The following is an 18099-nucleotide window of genomic DNA, read 5'->3' as shown; positions in this document are numbered from 1 at the left end:
GCTACCGGATGCTGATCTCCACACGGTAATAGCGCTTCCGGCGCGTGGATTGGAAATCGACGAAGGCTTTCTCGTTCGCTTCGGCCGGTAGGGTCTGCAGGCTCACGGGCTGCCAGATCTTCAGGTCCTCGCTCGCCATGATCTGGTAGTTCCGCGATTCAAAGCAGGGCCCGATATCGAGCCGCATGCGTCCTTGGGCGGCATCATAGGCGGTCTTGATCGTGAAGCGCGACATCGGGTCGAGCGGATCAAGTCCCGCGATAAACTTGAAGTAATTGCTGTGCCCGGATCCGAAGGGATCGCGATCGGGGCCCGCGTCCGGGTTGTTCTCCCCGAAGTACTGGACCTGCCATAGGTCATCGATGCCGTCCGCCGCGTAGAAACCGTAGTCATCGCTGCTCGCGTTCCTGACAATGATTTGAATCGTATCCTGTCGCTCGCCCTGACGGGCGCTCACAACCGCGGCTTGATCGCTGTAGACGGTGAAGGTGGAGAGAACACCTCCGGGGCTGATGGAAACCGGTCCGCTCGTCGCCTGCCACTGCACGCTTGAGGCATCCAAGGGCAGCCGGCTTGAATCATCGCAGACCAGCCATGCATGGAACTGGTGTATCGTCCCTTCGCTCAGGACGGTGCCGGGTGATGAGATGCCGATCGAAACGTCCCGGTAGATCTGACCCGCGAAGCCGCCTTTGGAGAGATAGCTTCCCGTCTGCGAAATTCCGCCTGTCTCTCCCGCTGTCCCGACATTCTGGTAAGAGCCGCCTTGAGCCTTGCCTCCGGCCGCGGCGCTAGCCCCCTGATGTTCGATCCGGTAGTGTGCGCTCTCGGCGGCTTGGGTTGGCGCTACCGAGAGGAGAGAAAGAAGGTAGGCGGCTCCTGGGATTCTCATGGGACACCGCGTTTGAAGGCATCGAGGACCGCTTCGGACCAGAGCTGGTAGCCTGCGGTCGAGGGATGGACTCCGTCGCAATACGAAGCGGAGGCTCCGTCGAGCACCGCGCTTTCGTTCCAAGTCGATGCGAACTTGATCCACCCGGGACCGCTTGCGTTCGTGCTCTTGGATTGGATGCGGTAAGCACCGTTGATCGGGGAAGGGGAGCCGTCGCTCCGCTTCACGCCGATCACCGCCACCTGGGTGATGTCGGGATGGGACAGGTTGGCCATGTCCGCCACATTCATCGTGACGGTGCTGCCGCTGCCCGTGAGCGAGGTGATCGGCGCATAGAGCCAGGTGTTGGTCCCCACCAGCACCTCCAGCGGGCGTGCGTCCTTCTTGAAAGCGTTCCAGATATCGATCACGCCGTAGCCGGCGCCGCTGGCCCAGCTCATGAACTGGACGCGATGCGCCACCCGGGCGGACTCGTAAAGCATGCTAGGATCGAGGGACGTGGGGATTGGCACCTGCGGATTCTGGGTCAGCAGGATGATCCGCGGGATCGGACCGAAGTTCGCCCGGACGTTCGCGATCAGCGTGGACATCTCGTTGATGAAACGGATGCCGTGTTCCCTCACGTTGTTGTGGGAGAGGGAAATCAGGATCACCTGCGGGCTGTAGTTCCGGCAGAAATTTGCCGGAGGTACCAATAGGAAGGCATCGGTCCCGGCTCCGCTGTAAGCGGCATTGGTCACCCACAATTCGGGCGCCCCCTGCAGCGAAACCGTCCCTTGGTTGAAAGCCCAGGCATCCAGGTTGAGCGGGTGCACCGGAGGACCGCCGATGCCGTCGCGAATCTCGGCTGTATAGATGGCTCCCCTGAGACCCACGGTGCCGAGTCCGCCTCCCAGATAGCAGTTGGAATCATTGCCTCCCAGCGGGTTCACCCCGGAAGCTCCGTGATTTACGGCCTCACCCAAGGTGACCCAAGCGTTTCCATTGGTGGAGGTGAAGAAAGTGAAGGTCTTTCCCCCATTGCCATTGTTGATGTCGACGGTTACCCGCGCCCAATAAGGGGTCCCGTCGCTGATCCCGTTGGCTAAGATGCCCGCGGTGGATTGGACGTAATACGGCGTCCCGTTGGCCGTGGCGAACTCCAGCACGAGACGCCGCCCGTTGCCCGCGCTGGATTGCGAGAACTTGAATCCCAGCTTCCCCGGTGAATCCCACTTGGAGACGAAGGTGTTCGCACTGGCCGACGAATCGTCGACTCGAACCTTTGCCCGGATGTCAAGGTCACCCTGTGGCATCGGGAAATCCACCGGGAACCCCACCGGACACCAATCCGCCCCGGTTGGGAATTCCCACCGCCTCTCCCCCCCGCCCGTCCCCGTCTGCACCACCGCCGGATTCGTCCACCCGGCACCGGTAGGACTCCAGTCCGTCCGCTTCACCGTATAAGCCGGGAACATCTGGCCGATCGCCGCAGCCACCGGATTCGACCATTTCCCACCGGCATTCGTGGAGTCGCTGATGATGTGGATGCCCGCCGTGCGCCGACCCTCCGAGAGCATGACTTTCAGCGAGTTCATTCCTCCCCCGCCGATCATTGCTCCGAGCGCATCCACCCGGGCCTGCGCTCCTTCCTGCGTTTCTCCCCCCGCCGCCGCGATGGCGCCTGCCGCGATGTGTGAACCCGTGACTGCTCCCGGTGCTATCTTCGCAGCGGTAATGGCACCATCCGGTACGTTCTCGGCCATCATCGCATAGGCGACGGCAGCGATCCTCTGGTCGGGTGCCAGCATCTCCCAGCCACGTGTCCCATCATTGAACCAGACGCGCAGGAAGAGTTCGTCGTTTGTGAAAACCCCCGGAGGGAGCGCCATCATCCCGGCGAGAGCGGTGTCACCCAAAGCAACCGAATAGAGGCCTTTGGAAACCGGTAGCGTGAGCCCGGTATCGGGAACGCCATCCGCTGGAGCTGAGTCTGCTGAGCTGGTCCAGTAGGTCTGGCTACCGATGCGGTTCACGAGCGCGAACTTGAACTGGCCATTGCCATCGAAGTTCACGCCGTTCACCACCATACGGCCTTGGTAATTGATGAGGTGCGGCACGGCGGATGCCGTGCACGTCCACAAGCTCGCCAATGTGACAGCGAGTAAGGAAACCTTGCGCGAGGAACGGATCATTTTTCTTCCACCAGCGATGAGATCCTGCCGCGCTTTTCGAGGCGGCGGCGCCACAGCAGGGCGGGGCCGCGAAGTTGCTTCAAGCGGGAGGGGCTCATGCGGCAGATGTTGCGGATCAGCTTCGCGGGGCTCTGCACCGTGAGGTAAGGCTTGCGAGATCTTTTCCGCTTCTTCCGCTTCTTCTTTTTCGCCGATTTTACAGCGGGAGCCTTGGTGTCCTTGGCAGCGGGCGAACCTTGTGGCGTCCGGCGCTTTGGTAGAACCAAGCTGTCATCAGCGAAGAGGAGTACGTGACCTTGAGTCAGCAACCAGAAGAGGTCAGCCAACCATTCGGTGCCGGGCTCGGTTTGACCTTCCGGCAAGATGCCAGCCCAGAGCTGTGCCAGCTTGGTGCCCGGATTCGCTTCGAGCCATGTTACGATGGCAGAGGGGCGCTCGGCGAGCACGGCATCCGTGGTGAGCGGGTGTGGACGTGCGGGACCCGTGAAGAGCTTGCCCTCACGTTTGAAGACGGAGAGATGCTCGTTCTCGAGAAGGCGACAGATGGCCGGGATCAGAATGGCGGGATGCTTGCGGGCGTGGGATCCGGCGATGCGGACGCAGGCGAGAAGACCGTGCGACAGGTTCTTCGCGGGGATGTCGCCCGAGAGTTCGGCGGTGCGGACTTCTTGATAGACTTCGGGGAAGACGCGGGTGGCGAAGTCACGCTCGATCTCGCTGCGATCGAAACGCCATGCAGAGTCGTCGGCGCCTTTTGCCCGCCAGCGCACGCGCTTGCGCATGGTGTCGAGCCAAGCGTTGACCGCTTCTTCGCCGCGCTCGGTGCGGACGCGGGAGGCGTAGACCTCGAACGGCATATTCGAGAAGCGCTCGCGATGGATGCGGCGGAGGGTGGTCTGGTAGGAGTGGAAGTTCGGGGGGCCGAGCCACTCGCCGCTCATGCCGCAGCGGGCGACGACTTGGAAATTCCCAACCGGAGGATCGGTTTCGGTTTCTTCGGACTCGTAGTATTCGTTGGCGGTGTCGGACTGCCAGAAGTGTGCAACCGCCTCATCCTTAGTGATCCACAAAGATTTGTCCTTGCGTGAGAGGAAGAGGGAGGGGGCGTTGCCGGCGAGGCTGAAATTGAGGTGATAGCGTTCGCGGCCGGCGAGGAGGATCTGGGCGACGTCGAAGAGCGAATAGACGCGGGCGACGTGATGGATTTCGCGGACGACGAGGTGAACGGCTTCCGCGGCCGGGGTGAGGCTGACGCGGACGCCTTCTGCAGGCTGCGGCAGTTCACGCGGACCGAAGTCACGGCCACCGCCGCCACGGCGATCACGGAAGCCAGCTCCGCGCGAATCCCGTTGTCCGCCCCCGCCACGGCGATCGCCATCGCGGCGGTCGAAGTCGCGACGGCCGCGATTGTCATCGCGGTCGCGGCGTTCCCGCGGCGCTGCATCTTCGCGGAATTCAACGGATTTTTTCGCCGGTGCATCGCTCCGGGCCCAGGACGGGCCCAGCTCGAATGCGGACAGCAGGCGCTTGGCCAGCTCATCGGAGGGTTCGCTCACGACGCGGAGACTAGCGGGCCTTCCGGAAATGACAAACTCACCTTGCAACAATCTCTGCCCCCAATTTCGGCCGCAAATCACTGTGCATTCTAACACTGTGACGGAGCGATCAGTCCTCGTGGAGATCGATCATCCGTTGTGTGGCACCCGCATGGGTGGCGAGCACGTGGCTGGCGGCATCGCTCATGCGAGCGCGGCGGGCGGGGTCGGCGAGCAGTTCCCCGACGAGTTGTTTGAGGCTCGCGGCGGAGTCGAAGCGGATCGCACCACCTGCATTCACCAGCGAGGTGGCGAGCGGTTCGAAGTTCTGCATGTTTCGTCCGAAGAGGAGCGGCTTGCGGGCGAGGATCGCTTCCGCAGGACTCTGGCCCCCGGTGCCTAGGATGCTTTTGCCGATCACGACGAGGTCGGCATGGGCGGTCCAATCGCGGAGCTCACCGGTGCTATCGATCATGAAGCAAGCGCGCGAGGGATCGGAAGGCGGATGGAAGGCGGAGCGCTGAACCACTTCGAAGTCCTCGGCTTCGAGATCGGCCCGGACTTCGGCACGACGTTCGGCATGGCGGGGGACGACCGCATAGAGTGCGGTGGTTTCGCGGATCGCCTTGCCGATCCATGCTTCTTCGCCGGCATGCGTGCTGGCGGCGAGGACCACCGGACGAGCGGAGCCGAAGCTGGAGAGCATCGCGGCAAATTCCGCGCGCTGTGCCGGAAGTACGGCGGCGCCGGGATCGAACTTTGAACTGCCGGTGACGGTGATCTTGTCACGGGTTACGCCCAAGGCTTCCCAGCGCGGGACATCGGCCTCTTCCTGAGCCGCCACGGCATCGAGCATGCCGAATACCGGGCGCACAATCGAAGCGACCTTGCGATAGCGGCGCTCGGAGCGAGGAGAAAGCCGGGCGTTAAGAAGGGTCACCGGGATGCCGCGCTTGCGGCAAGCGAGCAGAAGGTGAGGCCATGCCTCGCCTTCGACGAGAACGAGGCGCTCCGGCTCAAAGCGGTTCATGTAGCGGTTCACGCAGACCGGAAAATCGACCGGGGCATAGGTGACACGAACATCCGCGAGTGCCGCCTCCGCTGCCACCGCATGACCGGTGGCCGTGCCGGTCGCGAGGACGAAGCGCTTGCCCGGCACGCGGGCTTGCCAGGCGCGGATCAGCTTCAGGGCCAGCAGGGTTTCGCCCACGCTCACCGCATGGACATGAACCGCGCCGCATGGCTCCTCTTCCTCCGGACGCGTATAGATCGAAAAACGTTCGCGGAGGCCGCTGCCAAATCCGCCGCGGCGTCCCATGCGCAGGATCCATCCCGGTAACACGAGAAGGAAGAAAACGGGCAAGAGCAGGCGATAGAGCCCGAGAACGAAGCGGAACGGCATCGCGTTAAGGCTAGGAAGGCTCCGCCTTAGCGTAAAGCAGGATGGCGCTGCCGCCATACTCGCGGCGGTCCTTGAGAATCCAGCCCTCGCCTTCGGGCGAGCGTCCCGATGAAGGACACTCCGCGATGAACCAACCAGGATCCGCCAAGCGGTCGCGGAGGGCAGGATTCGCGAGCAGCGCTTTCACGTGATCCTTGTGACCGGGATACTTGGCATAAGGTGGATCGGCGAAGATGAGGTCGTAGGTTGAAGCGTCCCGCGTGAGCCATGCATGGACGTCGGCACGGACGATCCGGCCGCCTTGGAGTTTGGATTTCTCCAGATTCTCGCGGATCACGGATTCGGCCTGGCGGTGTTCATCGACAAAAACGCAGCTCGCCGCGCCGCGGCTGAGAGCCTCCAAACCGATGGCACCGGAGCCCGCGAAGAGATCGAGCACGGTGGTTCCCTCCACCGAAGGACCGAGGATCGAGAAAATCGCCTGCCGGACGAAGTCGGTCGTCGGCCGGGCCACGGCCTTCGGGACCTTGATGGCAAGTCGTCCTGCAGTTCCCGCGATGATGCGCACGGGAAGAAGCTGCCTTGAAACCTTCACTCCGGCAAGTGCTTCAGGTCAATGCCGTCAAGGACTCGTTCTTGATGGGCTATCTTCTCCTAGCTTCAAGACGGTTGACCACGGATTAGACGGATTAGACGGATTAGACGGATTAGACGGATTAGACGGATTAGACGGATTAGACGGATTAGACGGATTAGACGGATTAGACGGATGCGAGTTTTGGGTTTAGAGAGGAACGGCTATTCTCCCAAGCTGGCTTCGAATCCGAAGAATCCGCTTAGCCCGTGGTTCATCGGGTTTCCCCGGCACTCAAGGTCATTGCGCTTCAGGTGGTGCCGATTACCACAGCCATCGCCAGTGGCAAGGGCAGTACCGGCCCTCCCGGCCCGAACTCGATGCCTTGTCCGCCGGGGTACGAGACCCATCGTAGATCGATGTAGACGCGATCGGGAGTTTCGAGCGGGGTGAAGACCGGCGGGACGGCCACGCCCATCTTCTCGAGCTTGCCTTTCCACATAGCGGCAACTTCGGGAGGCATCACGCCGCGCAGTACCGCGTTGGTTTCGCCTCCGAGGTCGATGCGGCCATTCCCGAGGAGGGAGATTGAATCGCCGATGAGCTTGGCTTCCGGGCAAAGCAAGGTGCCGCCTTCCAAGGTGGCAGTGAATCCGGCTTGGGAGAAGCGGATCTCGCCGCTGGTGCTCTGGAGGGTGAGCTCCTGCACCGCAAGTCCGGCTGCGGCCCGCCAAGTGCCGGGTACGAGGATGAAGCCGCCACCCTGAGCCCGGGCGGTGACCCGAGCGGCCCGAGGCTGGCGCTTGGCGAAAGCAGCGGAGGCATCGACTGCCTGCTCCGCAACCATCAGGTCCGCGCCAAAGGGCAGGCCCGGCAAGCGGCCGAGGGCGACTTCGAGCCTTACGCGGGTGCCGGAGACCATGATCTCGCCGGGGCCAACGCGAAGTTCCGGACCCTTCCACCCAAGGGGTAGGTCAAAGCCCGGGGACAGACTTTGGCCGATCGCCAAGATCGACTCGCCCGAGAAGTGGCCCTCAGCAGGCGCTCCCGCGACCGGGATCTTTCCGCCGAAGCTGGAGAGCTTGATCACGTTGGTGGCGCCGAGAAAGAAGTCGAGTTGTCCCTCCTCGATCTCCACCCAAGTGGTAGCGCGTTCTTCGCCCGGAGCCGGGGGAGGCGGCGCGTCTGCGGGAGTGGCGGGTGGCTGCGGTTTGGGAACGGTGCCATCCGCCGGGGAGGAGGGGGCCGAGAATGGCGGGGTGTCAGTCGCGGAAGGAAGTGCTGCGATGCTTGGTCCCGAAGCGAGGGGTCCGGTTTCCCGGGGTGCCAGGCTTGCGAGCAACTCGATGGGGATGGCGCAGCGAGGGCGCTTGAGCCGGATCGTCGCGAGCTGGAGGTCGCCTTTGAGAAGGGGTTTCCAGTACGGATGGACTTCGACTTCCTCCAATGCGAGCAAGGGCTCGGGCACAAGGGCCCGGAGCGGCTCCGGCTGAAGCAGTTGGAAATTGCCGAGACGTGCTCCACTCCAAGGAGTCCATGATACGGCACCGAATTCCGCGTCAAAGCCGGTGCGGGCCTTCACGCTACGGGCCAGCGCAGCCTTGGCCCATGGAGTGGCCAATGCGAGATTTCCGGCTGCGAGCAGCAGCGGCGGAGTACAGACGAGACCGAGCAGGACATTGCGGATCCTGCGTTTCCACCGGGAAGAGCGGATCGGCTCGTCGGGCATTTTTCGAGATCCTCATCCGGGCCAAAAATTTGGACCAGGATGGATAGGATGGATGGGATGGGAAAAGAGCGATGGGCGGAAGCTTTGTGCGGTTCGGTGTCCGCAAATGCTTCCGCGAGGTCACCACCGCGCCTGCTGTGGCCGGGGCCCGCTTACTTTTTCTTCTTGGTCGGAGCAGGAGCCGGTTTGGGGGCCGGCGCGGGCTTGGCGTTCGGGGCCGGGGCCGCCTTCGGCTTGATGATGCCAGCGGCACCGAGCGGGAAGCGTACCACCATGCCGCGGTCAGCGAGGCGGGTGCCTTGGCCGGACACCTCTTGGAAGCGATAGACGACGAGTCCGTACTTCTTGTCCGCGGTTTTCCCGATCGCGAAGTTCTCCTTGGTGGTGCCGAAGGAGCCTTGCTCCTCGAACTTCCACTCGGAGCCGGACCAGGCACCCAGAGTACTATCGGCATCCGCGGAAACGTCCTCAATGCGCTTGAGGGTGCCGTTCGGGGACTTGAAGGCGTCTTCCTTCGGGTCGTACTTCAGGGTGGAAACATTCTGGGCGCCGCCGGTCATATTGACGGTCCAGCGGCCTTCCTTGTCGCCCTTGAGCTGGATGGCCACGGGTTCCACCGGCTTGAATTCCCGTTTGCCCCAGGTCTTGAGGTAGTCGTCGTATTCCTCCTTGGTCAGGCCGAGGCGCTCGTCGTAGGGCAGGGGTACGCCGGGCTTGCCGTTCTTAGCGTGTTCCTTGAACCACTCGGGATCCTTGCGGGCGGCCTGCTCCACCTTCGCGATGTACTTGTCCAGTTCCGGCGGGGGAACGACCACGACGATCTCGCCCTTGATCGGGGTATCCGCGGGGAGCAGGTCCGTGAAGATCTTGGGGGCCTCCGCGGCGAAGGCTGCGGTGCAGGTGAGGGCGGCAAGCGGGAAAAGCGCGAATTTCATGGAGGCAATCGGTAGCCGGAGGAGAGGCGGAAGCATTTCCGCTTACGCCGGAAACTCAAGCGGCAATCGGGAGCTCTTTACGGCTCACCCTGCGGGAAAATCTCGCTGACCGGGGTTTCGCGATGATCGTCGATCCAGCGGGTGAGGGCTTTCTCCATCGGCGCGAGCACCTCCGGGCGCTCGGTGGACAGGTCGCGGCGGCAGTCCGGGTCCTCCGCCAGATGGAAGAGTCCGAAATGGCGGTCGCCCTCGCTGCAAGGAGTGCAGACGACCTTCCAATCGCGGGTGCGCAGGCAACGCTGCTTCGCGATCCGCACCGGCTCGTCATACTCCTTTTTCATCACGAATTGATGATTGAAGGCCGGCTCGATGGTGGTGAGCTCATCCATCGGGGGCAGATGAGGGCGTTCCACGCCCGGCACCTTGAACTGGATGAAGGGGAAGCTGGTCTCGCCAAAGTAAGGGAGGTCCTGCGGTTTCCCGGTGCCGCGCATCCAGCCCGCCAGGCTCTGACCTTCCCACGAGGCGGGGCGGGCGGTGTTTACCAGATCCAGAAGAGTGGGGGAGAGATCGATGCTCCGCACCTGCTCGGCGATGCTGGCGGGATAGATGCCGGGGACACGAATCGCCAGCGGGATGTGGAAGCAGTGGTCCCCGCCATTGAAGCCCAAGCCGTGGGTGAGGGTCACGCCGGGTTCATAGAGATCATCGCCATGGTCGGCGGTGACGACCACGATCGTATTGTCCTCCATGCCGTGGCGGCGCAGGGCCTCGCGGATGCGACCGAAGCAATCGTCGAACTGGCGGGTGCAGCCGTCGTAGAGCGCGCGGATCTGGCGGATATCCGCATCCGGCAGTGCGCCCATCTTGTCCTCCAGTGCAGTGCCGCTGACAAACTCGTCGATATCGAAGTCCACCCCAGTCTTGTTCTTCCCTTGATACGCGGGGTCGGTGAACATCGTGTTGTAAGGCTCCGCGCAGCGATAGGGGAGGTGATTGCAGGAGTAGAAGACGTGCCAGAAAAAGGGGCGGCCGCTCTTCGCCTGCTCCGCGAGCTTGTCCTCGACGCGGCGGGTCACCACTTCCGGCGTGACGAACTGGGCGAAGGAGCCGACCTGCGGGAAGATCTCGTAGCCGAGCCGGTTATCGAAATACAGCGGCACGACGAAGTGAGCCATGAAGACGGCCTGGCTCATGTAGATCCGGAAGTTATCGAAGCTCGACACCGAGATGTCCTCGAAGCCGAGGGGCATCATCTCATAGAAGCCCGCGCACCAATCGCCGATGGCGGCGGTATCGTAGCCCTTTTCCTTCAGCACCTGCGCGATGGGCTGAATGACCTTCCCGGATGCCTCGACCGTCTCGCGATCCGGATACATGTGGCGGATCCGGTTCGTGTGCGGGTAGGTGGAAGACATCACCGATACCGCGGACTCCAGCGTGGAGGCCATGGGGACGTAGCAGCGCTCGAAGCGGACCGCATCCCGGGCCCAGGCATCGATATTCGGCGAGACCCCGGCGGCGGCCACGCCATCGGTGCGGCGCGGCCTATAGCCCGAGTAACCGAGACGATCACCACGAAGGGAATCGGAGGCGATGACGATGATGTTCATCGGCCGGTCCTGCGCCTGCTTGGCCTGCACCTCCACCTGGCGCGGAATCGAAGCGATACCGATCGAGGCGAGGGCGAGAAGCGCCAAAGACGTGGCGATCAGGCGCAGGCGTGGTTTCGCCCGCAATGCCCAAATCCACCAGCAGCCGCTCAGCATGAGAACCACCCATGGCAGGATGGAGAAGAGCGCGCGATTGATGCCCGGACGCCACGCTTCCGGCGGTGCCTGAAGGATGCCGTAGAACCAACTGCCGAACTGTCCCTCCGAGAGGAAATAAGGGCGGCTCTGGATCAAGCGCAGCATGAAATACTCATGCAGCAGCATCGCGAGCAGCAGGGCGGGAATGGCGATGGAGCCGCGGCCACGCCAAGGACTGCGGCGGACAATCGCGGCGAGCGGTGGCACGATCAGGAACAGCGCCGCGATCCACAGGAGCAGGTAGGCGACGAGCACGATCAGGTTCTGACCGATCAGGAAGGAGAGATAGTCCTCGCGGGCAAGCTTGCTGAACTTGTTGTCCATGCCGCCGGTGCTATTCGCGAGGGTCCAGAGGGCGCGGGCGTAGAGCCAAGCCAAGAAGAACGCGATCCCGGTGCCTGCGCCTCTCAAGAGAGGACGCCAAGCCGGGGCGGATGAAGAATCTCGGGTCATCGGAAGCTAGGCAATGAAGGAGCCGGGGGCCGGCGCTCGCCGGGGACCGGGCAGGATACGCCGGGGAAAGGGCGAATCCATCGCGTCCGGCGGGCGCGACGCTCGCAGGCGATCTCCGCGGGTCAAGGCGCGTTCTTGGCCGCGGGGGGCACCCGGGCCCAGCGTGGCTCGACGATCTTCTCGATGAGGACTCCGCGGGGGGAATTGCCCTGGTCCGGCACCTTCAGGCTGAGGATCACGGTGGCAGTGCCATGCCGGGAGCCGCGGCAGAGGGCGATCAGTTTCTTGGCCACCTCGCTCTCAAGCGGGGCGTAGCCGAAGACGTGCTCGTCCGAGTTCTTGGCCGTCAGTCGGAAGCAGTTCCACTTTCCGGAGCTGGAGAATTCGTGGCTGTAGTGGTTGTCCGGCGTGGCCCAAACCCGGAATTCCAAGCTTTTCCCTACAGGGCGGGTGGTGGCGAAGCTGTCCCAAGGGAGCGGCTGGTAGCAGGCCTGGGTCTCCCAATCGACCTTCACCCCGTGGTTCGCTAGTTCTTCCAGGAGAAGGCTTTCCGAAGGGGCGTCCTCAATCTCGGCCTGAATCACCCAGAAGGATCTGCCCTCGATCACCGCGGGCTGGAACATGGCGAGGCGCTTGAAGCGCCGGGAGCGGGGCGGATTGGCAGCCCAGGTTTCCTCGATCAGGGGGCGGACCCGCTCCGGCTCGCGAACCAAGGGGAGGATCTCCTCAAGAGTATCGGCGGCGAGGTAGTTCCTGGCGGCGGCTTCGACCGCGCCGACGAGTTCGAGCGCGGCGGCCTCGTTTTTCTCGTCCTCCTCGACCTTCTCCCGCACCGTTTCCTGGACCCTGACCACGGATTCCTCGCCCTTCTTCATGGAGCGCAGGGACCAAACCCCGGCTCCCGCAACGACCAAGGCGATGAGAATAAACCAGCCGTAAGGAATGCCAGCAAGTCGGGTGCCTTCCCGGCCCCATGGCTGCTCGATGTTCTCAGCCGCTTCCTGCGGGTCGAGAATCGCGTCGATGGTAGGATCAATGCTGCGGCCATCGAAATTCTCCCGGCCCTCCGCCTCGATCCGTTCCGCGGTTTCAGGTGCAGGTCCGGCCATCGGCTTGCTGGCTGCCGAGAGGGTTTCTCCGCTTTTTCCCAGACGGACCACCGGTTGTTCCGCCGCGGCATCCCCTTCGTCCAGGATGCGGAGCTTCGGTGTAGGATCGGGATCGGGCATGAAAACGAGAGACGGGGGAACGAAAGCCGTAAATGCCGTTCGACGCAATGCCCGGCTTTGACCTAAGAAGCGCCCGACACCCGACGATGCCAGCCCGAATACTCATCTGTACCGCCGCCTTCGGGGAAGGGCACAACAGCGCGGCCCGGAATCTGGCGCTGGCGCTGCAAGAGGCGGGGGCGGAAGCCCGGGTGGCGGATCCCTGCATGCTGGGTGCGCCCGTGAGCACGAAGTGGATCTGCAAGGGCTACCGGATCATCACCACCCGTGCGCCGCGGCTGTGGTACCGGGTGTATCTGAAGACGGACGAGGTGGACTTCTCCAAGCAGCGGATGCCGCTGATGCGCAAGCCGGAGCGGAAGCTGGGCGAGCTGGTGGAAGACTGGAAGCCGGACGCGGTGGTATCCACCTACCCACTCTACCCCTACTTCATGGAGCGCTTGCTGGTGGGGAAGATCCACCAGCCGAAGCTTTTCACGGTGGTGACCGACTCGATTGAGATCAACGCGGCTTGGATCAAGGCGCCGAGCGGCGAGTGGATCGTCTCCGATCCGCACACGCGGGCGGCGATGATGCGGTCCGGCCTGCCGGGCGAGCGCTTGATCGACACCGGCTTCCCGGTGCATCCGGACTTCTCGCGGATGGAGCCGCTGCCGGCGGAGGATCCCTGCGAGCCCTTCAAGGTGCTCTACTTCACCACGGGGCGGCGGCTGCACGTGCGGCGGATCTCGAAGGCGATCCTGCAGACCTCACCGCGGACGCATATCACGATCATCCTGGGCAAGAACGTGCGACACCTTTGGAAGAAGGCAAAGGAGATCAAGGATGCCTTCCCCGGGCGGGTGAAGATCAAGGGCTGGACACGCAAGGTGCCGGCGCTGCTGAACTCCCACCACCTGGTGGTGGGGAAGGCAGGCGGCGCGACCGTGCACGAGGCGATCGCGGCGCGGTGCCCGATGCTGGTGCACCATCTGGTGCCGGGGCAGGAAGAAGGGAACCTGCGGCTGCTGGAAATGATCGGTGCGGGGAAGCTGGCGGAGAGTCCGGAGGCGCTGCGGACCGCGGTGGCGGATCTACTGGCGGACGATGCCGCGCTGTGGCGAGGGATGAAGCGCAAGCTGGAGCTGCACGGCCGGAATGCCGGGGCGATCTCCGCTGCGAAGCACATTCTGGCGCGCTGCAAAGGCGGGGAACTCCCGCCGATTCATGCCGAGCCGTGACGGTTCAGAATGGCACGCAAGTCATCCGGCTTGGCGGGCTTCAACAGGTGAGCATCGAAGCCCGCTGCCGCGGAGCGCTGGCGATCTTCCTCCGTGCCCCAGCCGCTGAGGGCGACCAAGACGGTCTGCGGGTGAAGCCTGCGGATGCGTCGCGCGGCCTCATAGCCATCAAGCTTGGGCATGCCGAGATCGAGGAAGACGAAGTCCGGAGCAAAGCTTGCGGCGACTTCCACGGCTTCTTCCCCATCGTAGGCGACCTCGGTATCCATGCCCTCCATGTCGAAAAACATGCAGAGGATGTCGGCGGCATTCCGACCGTCATCTGCCACCAGAACGCGTGCGGGTCCCAGCCTGCGGACGGGGGCATGCGGGGCGGGGGATCCCGATGCGGTCTCGGAGGCGATGATGATCGGCAGGAGCACGGTGAACTCGCTGCCCTTGCCCTCGCCACCGCTGCTGACGGTCACGCCGCCGCCGTGGAGTTCGGCCAGATTTTTCACGAGAGTGAGGCCGATGCCCAAGCCCTCCGCGGAGCCGCTGATGCCTTGGTCGAAGAGGTCGAAGATCGACTGCTGGAGCGAGGCGGGAATGCCGATGCCATTGTCGGAGACGGAGATCTTCAGCAGGCCTTTGGCTTCTTGCTGCGCCTTCAGCCGGATGCTCCCGCCGGGAGGAGTGTACTTGGCGGCATTCGACAAAAGGTTCGAGACGATCTGGGCGAGACGATGGGGGTCGGCTTCGATCGTCAGGCCTTTCGCGATATCGAGATCCAGCGTGTGTTGGTGCTGACGGATGAGGGGAGCGGCGGTTTCGATCGCGGCGTCCAAGATGCTTTCCAAGGATTGGGTCGACTTTTTCAGCTCGATCTTGCCAGCGCTGATGCGGGACATATCGAGAAGGTCGTCGATGAGGTGAGCCATTTGATCCACCTGCCTGCGAACGATTTCGGCGACGCGGGTAACGACCGCGGTGTTCCCGGGGGCTTGCACGATCAACTCGACGCTCTGCAGGAGCGGGGCGAGCGGGTTCCTGAGTTCGTGCGCGAGGGTGGCGAGGAAGGTGTCCTTGCGCTTGCCCGCCTCCTGGAGTTGTTCGATATGCCGGCGCTCGCTGAGATCGCGCGTGATTTTGGCGAAGCCGCGGAGTTCCTGCGAGGGGTCATAGAGCGCGGTGATGACGACATTGCCCCAGAAGCGGGTGCCGTCTTTGCGGACGCGCCAGCCCTCGTCTTCCGCACGGCCGTCTCTAACAGCGCGGCGGAGGAGTGTCTGCGGCAAGTCGATCGCGAGGGTTTCCGGAGGGTAGAAGATGGAGAAGTGTTTCCCGACGATCTCGCCCGCCTCGTATTGCTTGATGCGTCTTGCTCCCTGATTCCAGCTCATCACGTGGCCCTCGGGGTCGAGCATGAAGATGGCGTAGTCCTGCACGCTCTCTAACAAGAGGCGGAAGCGCTCCTCGCTCTGGTGCAGGTTTTCCTCGGCAAGCTTGCGTTCCGTTAGATCGCGGGTGATCTTGAGAAAGCCCTCGATCTCTCCCATCTCCGAGCGGATGGCGGTGATGGTGACGGATGCCCAGAAGCGGGTGCCGTCCTTGCGGATGCGCCAGCCTTCCTCCGCGAAGCGACCATCGCGGGTGGCGACTTCCAATTCGTTCTGCGGGTAGCGGGATGCCTGTTGTTCTTCGGAGTAGAAGCGGGAGAAGTGATGGCCGACGATCTCCGCCGCAGTGTATCCCTTCAGGCGTTCGGCGCCGCGGTTCCAGTCGAGGATGATGCCCTCGGGATTCATCATGAAGATGGCGTAGTCCTCGACGGAGGCTACGAGTTGGTCGAAGTGGCCCTTGCGGTCCTTGAGCCAAGGGGAGATGGCGGTATCGGGGAAGGCAAGGGGGGAGTCGCCGCTGGGTCCGGGCATAGCCGATGGTTCTCCCGGCTGGCGCACGAGTCAACAGGTCATCGCGATCGACGGCGCTTCTTGGCGCTTGGAAGGGCGGGGGCTTCGCGGCATGGTCGCGCGCGGATGACCTTTCTCTTCGATATCGGCCGTGTCTTGCTCGACTTCCATTTCGAGAAGTCCCTCGTGACCCTGCTGCCGGAAGTCACGGCGGATGCAGAGGTGAAGCTGGCCGCGCTGCTGGCGAGGAAGGATGACTTCGAGGGCGGGCTGATCCCGAACGATGAGTACATTCCGTGGGCGATCGAGAGTCTCGGGGGACAGGTGACACCGGAGATTTTCATGGATGCGTGGCGGAACATTTTCACGCCGAACGAGCCGATGTGGCGGGTGGTTGAGAGCCTGGCGGCGGGTGGGCATCATCTGATCCTGTTCTCGAACACGAACGGGATTCACTGCCCGTGGATTTTCGAGACGTACGAGATCTTCCGCCACTTCAAGGGAGCGGTGCTTTCGCACGAGGCCAAGGGGATCAAGCCGCATGATCCGATCTATGAATACGCGATCCGCGAGCACGGGCTAAAGCCGGCGGAGACGCGCTACATCGATGACTTGGGGCCGAACATCGAGACGGGGAAGCGCTTCGGCTTCCGGTCCTGGCAGTATGACCTGAACGATCACGCCGCCTTCGAGCGATGGCTGGCGGGGGAGCTGATGCGGGGCTGAAGCCCTGCGGGCTTATTTCTTCTCCGGGTTCAGGAGTGCGGCGGCGGTGAGCTCGACGAAGGAGCCGACGGGGCCGACGTAGTGGATGTTGCGCTGGCCATCGAGGACGTAGGCGAGGGGCCATGTGCCGACGCGGTACTGGGCGCCGAGCTTGTTATCGGGATCGGAGAAGTTCGGCCATGCGATCTGGCCATCGGCCTGAAGTCCGCGGAGGCTGGCGACGGGGTCGCGGTTGACACCGATGACCTCGAAGGGCTTGTCGGCGAAGCGTTCGCGGAGGCCGCGACCGAGCTCGACGAGTTGCTCGGTGCTGCCTTCTTCGGCGCGCCAGAAGATGAGGATGACGACCTTGCCCTGGTAGTCGGAGAGCTTCATGGGCTGGCCGCCGGAGCCGGTGCCGACGAGGTCCGGGGCTTGGCGGCCCTTGCTGAGGAAGCGGATGATGTAGAGTTCGTCCTCGGCAAGCTTGGCGACGCTGGTGCCGTTGATCTCGATGTCGCTGCTTTCGATGATGGCTTTCTTCAGGAGGGTGAGGCGCTGGCGCATGACCTCGGATTCGTCGCCGAGGTTTTTCATGAGCATGGCGATGCCGAGGGCAGCGACGCCCTGGACCTTACGGTCGGGGGCTTGGGCCTCGATCTTCTGGAGCATGGGCAGGGAGTTCGGGTCGTTGATGGCGACCGCGGCCATGCAGAGCGGGGCGAGGTTCTTGCTGGCGAGGTGGTGCTTCTCGACGGCCTGGCGGATGGCGTTGGAGGCATCGCCGATGAGGGGGACGGGCTGGCCCTGGTCATTCTGGACGGTGCGACCGGCGCTGATGCGGAGGAGCCATGCGGCGTAATCGAGGGTCCAGTCCTCGGCGAGGTTCGGCTGGATGGTGTTCCACATCTTGCGCGAGGCGGAGGCGGTGTCCGGGCGGATGGCGGCGAGCTTGGTGCGTTCGTCGGCGTTGGGGGCGACCTGGAGTTTCAGGACCCAGATCTGGAAATCGCGGTCGTAGGCCTCGCGGATGGCGGCAGCTTCCTTGGGCGTGCCGGCCCAAGCCGGGAACGCGGTCGCGGCGATGGCCAAGGGGACGAGGAGTGAAAAACGCATGGCGGGAACGCTATCCGTGGTGCGGGTCCTGACAAGTCCCTCGAATGGCTGTCGCGGCGATGTCGCGGCGTGGTGCTTGCAATTCTTGCCCCGGCGGGGGCTTTCCTCTCCAATCCGCCCGCGATGGCGTCCGAACAACACATCAATGTCCGCTATGTGGCGGATCTGGCCCGGCTGGAACTCAGCGAGGAGGAGTGCGCTGTATTCCAGCGGCAGTTGGAGGCGATCCTGGGGCATGCGGAGTCGCTGGCGGCGCTGGATGTGACGGGGATCGAGCCGACGTCTTATCCGGCGCCGGTCTATGATGTGATGCGGGAGGACGAGCCGGGGCCGAGCCTGCCGCAGGCGGCGGTGCTGGCGAACGCGCCGGATCAGGCGCAGGAGCAGATCCGCGTGCCGAAGGTCATCGCCGAAGCTTGAGATACTCTTTTT

The 18099-nt window shown here is 63.5% G+C and carries 14 protein-coding genes; 3 read left to right on the top strand and 11 right to left on the bottom strand.

All coding sequences use genetic code 11. The features are described 5' to 3' along the window. Position 1: 1 nt before the first annotated feature. The 9 genes from OJ996_RS18180 to OJ996_RS18140 form a co-directional block, all read right to left on the bottom strand. Complete coding sequence (locus tag OJ996_RS18180) at positions 2-892, bottom strand: hypothetical protein (RefSeq protein WP_264515070.1); 891 nt, start codon at positions 890-892, stop codon at positions 2-4. Beyond that, positions 889-2991, bottom strand: coding sequence for a DUF8740 domain-containing protein (locus tag OJ996_RS18175; RefSeq protein WP_264515069.1), 2103 nt, complete (start codon positions 2989-2991; stop codon positions 889-891). Before OJ996_RS18175 ends, OJ996_RS18180 begins: the two co-directional genes overlap by 4 nt. Before the next feature lie 71 nt (positions 2992-3062). Next, positions 3063-4622 carry a hypothetical protein gene (locus OJ996_RS18170; RefSeq protein WP_264515068.1) on the bottom strand — a complete coding sequence of 520 codons (1560 nt, stop codon included), beginning with the start codon at positions 4620-4622 and terminating at the stop codon, positions 3063-3065. A gap of 109 nt (positions 4623-4731) precedes the next feature. Continuing rightward, entirely contained in the window at positions 4732-6003 is a 1272-nt protein-coding gene (locus OJ996_RS18165) for a 3-deoxy-D-manno-octulosonic acid transferase (RefSeq protein ID WP_264515067.1), read from the bottom strand. 10 nt (positions 6004-6013) lie between these two features. Continuing rightward, positions 6014-6598 carry a 16S rRNA (guanine(966)-N(2))-methyltransferase RsmD gene (rsmD, locus tag OJ996_RS18160; RefSeq protein WP_264515066.1) on the bottom strand — a complete coding sequence of 195 codons (585 nt, stop codon included), beginning with the start codon at positions 6596-6598 and terminating at the stop codon, positions 6014-6016. A 289-nt stretch (positions 6599-6887) separates the two neighbouring features. Next, the gene (locus OJ996_RS18155; protein ID WP_264515065.1) at positions 6888-8306 is read right to left on the bottom strand and encodes an AsmA family protein; all 1419 of its coding nucleotides are present in this window, start codon (positions 8304-8306) and stop codon (positions 6888-6890) included. 152 nt (positions 8307-8458) lie between these two features. Then, positions 8459-9241 carry a hypothetical protein gene (locus OJ996_RS18150; protein ID WP_264515064.1) on the bottom strand — a complete coding sequence of 261 codons (783 nt, stop codon included), beginning with the start codon at positions 9239-9241 and terminating at the stop codon, positions 8459-8461. A 77-nt stretch (positions 9242-9318) separates the two neighbouring features. Next, positions 9319-11505, bottom strand: a complete 2187-nt coding sequence (locus tag OJ996_RS18145; protein ID WP_264515063.1) for a sulfatase family protein — start codon at positions 11503-11505, stop codon at positions 9319-9321. Positions 11506-11627: 122 nt separating this feature from the next. Continuing rightward, the gene (locus tag OJ996_RS18140; RefSeq protein ID WP_264515062.1) at positions 11628-12734 is read right to left on the bottom strand and encodes a hypothetical protein; all 1107 of its coding nucleotides are present in this window, start codon (positions 12732-12734) and stop codon (positions 11628-11630) included. An 86-nt stretch (positions 12735-12820) separates the two neighbouring features. Between OJ996_RS18140 and OJ996_RS18135 the strand changes: the two genes are divergently transcribed. Beyond that, a complete protein-coding gene (locus OJ996_RS18135) occupies positions 12821-13954 on the top strand; it encodes an MGDG synthase family glycosyltransferase (protein ID WP_264515061.1) in 1134 nt (377 codons plus the stop codon). Here the strand turns inward: OJ996_RS18135 and OJ996_RS18130 are convergent. Then, positions 13939-15867 (bottom strand): hybrid sensor histidine kinase/response regulator, encoded by a 1929-nt coding sequence (locus OJ996_RS18130; protein WP_264515060.1) that lies wholly within the window; start codon positions 15865-15867, stop codon positions 13939-13941. The genes OJ996_RS18135 and OJ996_RS18130 overlap by 16 nt on opposite strands. A gap of 105 nt (positions 15868-15972) precedes the next feature. Here OJ996_RS18130 and OJ996_RS18125 point away from each other — a divergent pair, with 105 nt between their 5' ends. Further along, a complete protein-coding gene (locus tag OJ996_RS18125) occupies positions 15973-16572 on the top strand; it encodes an HAD-IA family hydrolase (RefSeq protein WP_264515059.1) in 600 nt (199 codons plus the stop codon). Positions 16573-16584: 12 nt separating this feature from the next. Here OJ996_RS18125 and OJ996_RS18120 read toward each other — a convergent pair whose 3' ends face one another. Continuing rightward, entirely contained in the window at positions 16585-17667 is a 1083-nt protein-coding gene (locus OJ996_RS18120) for a peroxiredoxin family protein (protein WP_264515058.1), read from the bottom strand. 123 nt (positions 17668-17790) lie between these two features. Here OJ996_RS18120 and gatC point away from each other — a divergent pair, with 123 nt between their 5' ends. After that, positions 17791-18087, top strand: coding sequence for an Asp-tRNA(Asn)/Glu-tRNA(Gln) amidotransferase subunit GatC (gatC, locus tag OJ996_RS18115; RefSeq protein WP_264515057.1), 297 nt, complete (start codon positions 17791-17793; stop codon positions 18085-18087). The last annotated feature ends 12 nt before the right edge of the window (positions 18088-18099 follow it).

Source organism: Luteolibacter rhizosphaerae, assembly GCF_025950095.1.
In the GTDB taxonomy this organism is placed as follows: Bacteria; Verrucomicrobiota; Verrucomicrobiia; order Verrucomicrobiales; family Akkermansiaceae; genus Haloferula; species Haloferula rhizosphaerae.
This window is presented reverse-complemented; position numbering and strand designations above follow the sequence as displayed.

Bases quoted from the DNA above. Each gene is read 5' to 3' on its own strand.
- OJ996_RS18180 (WP_264515070.1), bottom strand. From the start codon at position 892: ATGAGAATCCCAGGAGCCGCCTACCTTCTTTCTCTCCTCTCGGTAGCG.
- OJ996_RS18165 (WP_264515067.1), bottom strand. From the start codon at position 6,003: ATGCCGTTCCGCTTCGTTCTCGGGCTCTATCGCCTGCTCTTGCCCGTT.
- OJ996_RS18155 (WP_264515065.1), bottom strand. From the start codon at position 8,306: ATGCCCGACGAGCCGATCCGCTCTTCCCGGTGGAAACGCAGGATCCGC.
- OJ996_RS18150 (WP_264515064.1), bottom strand. From the start codon at position 9,241: ATGAAATTCGCGCTTTTCCCGCTTGCCGCCCTCACCTGCACCGCAGCC.
- OJ996_RS18145 (WP_264515063.1), bottom strand. From the start codon at position 11,505: ATGACCCGAGATTCTTCATCCGCCCCGGCTTGGCGTCCTCTCTTGAGA.
- OJ996_RS18140 (WP_264515062.1), bottom strand. From the start codon at position 12,734: ATGCCCGATCCCGATCCTACACCGAAGCTCCGCATCCTGGACGAAGGG.
- OJ996_RS18135 (WP_264515061.1), top strand. From the start codon at position 12,821: ATGCCAGCCCGAATACTCATCTGTACCGCCGCCTTCGGGGAAGGGCAC.
- OJ996_RS18130 (WP_264515060.1), bottom strand. From the start codon at position 15,867: ATGCCCGGACCCAGCGGCGACTCCCCCCTTGCCTTCCCCGATACCGCC.
- OJ996_RS18125 (WP_264515059.1), top strand. From the start codon at position 15,973: ATGACCTTTCTCTTCGATATCGGCCGTGTCTTGCTCGACTTCCATTTC.
- OJ996_RS18120 (WP_264515058.1), bottom strand. From the start codon at position 17,667: ATGCGTTTTTCACTCCTCGTCCCCTTGGCCATCGCCGCGACCGCGTTC.
- gatC (WP_264515057.1), top strand. From the start codon at position 17,791: ATGGCGTCCGAACAACACATCAATGTCCGCTATGTGGCGGATCTGGCC.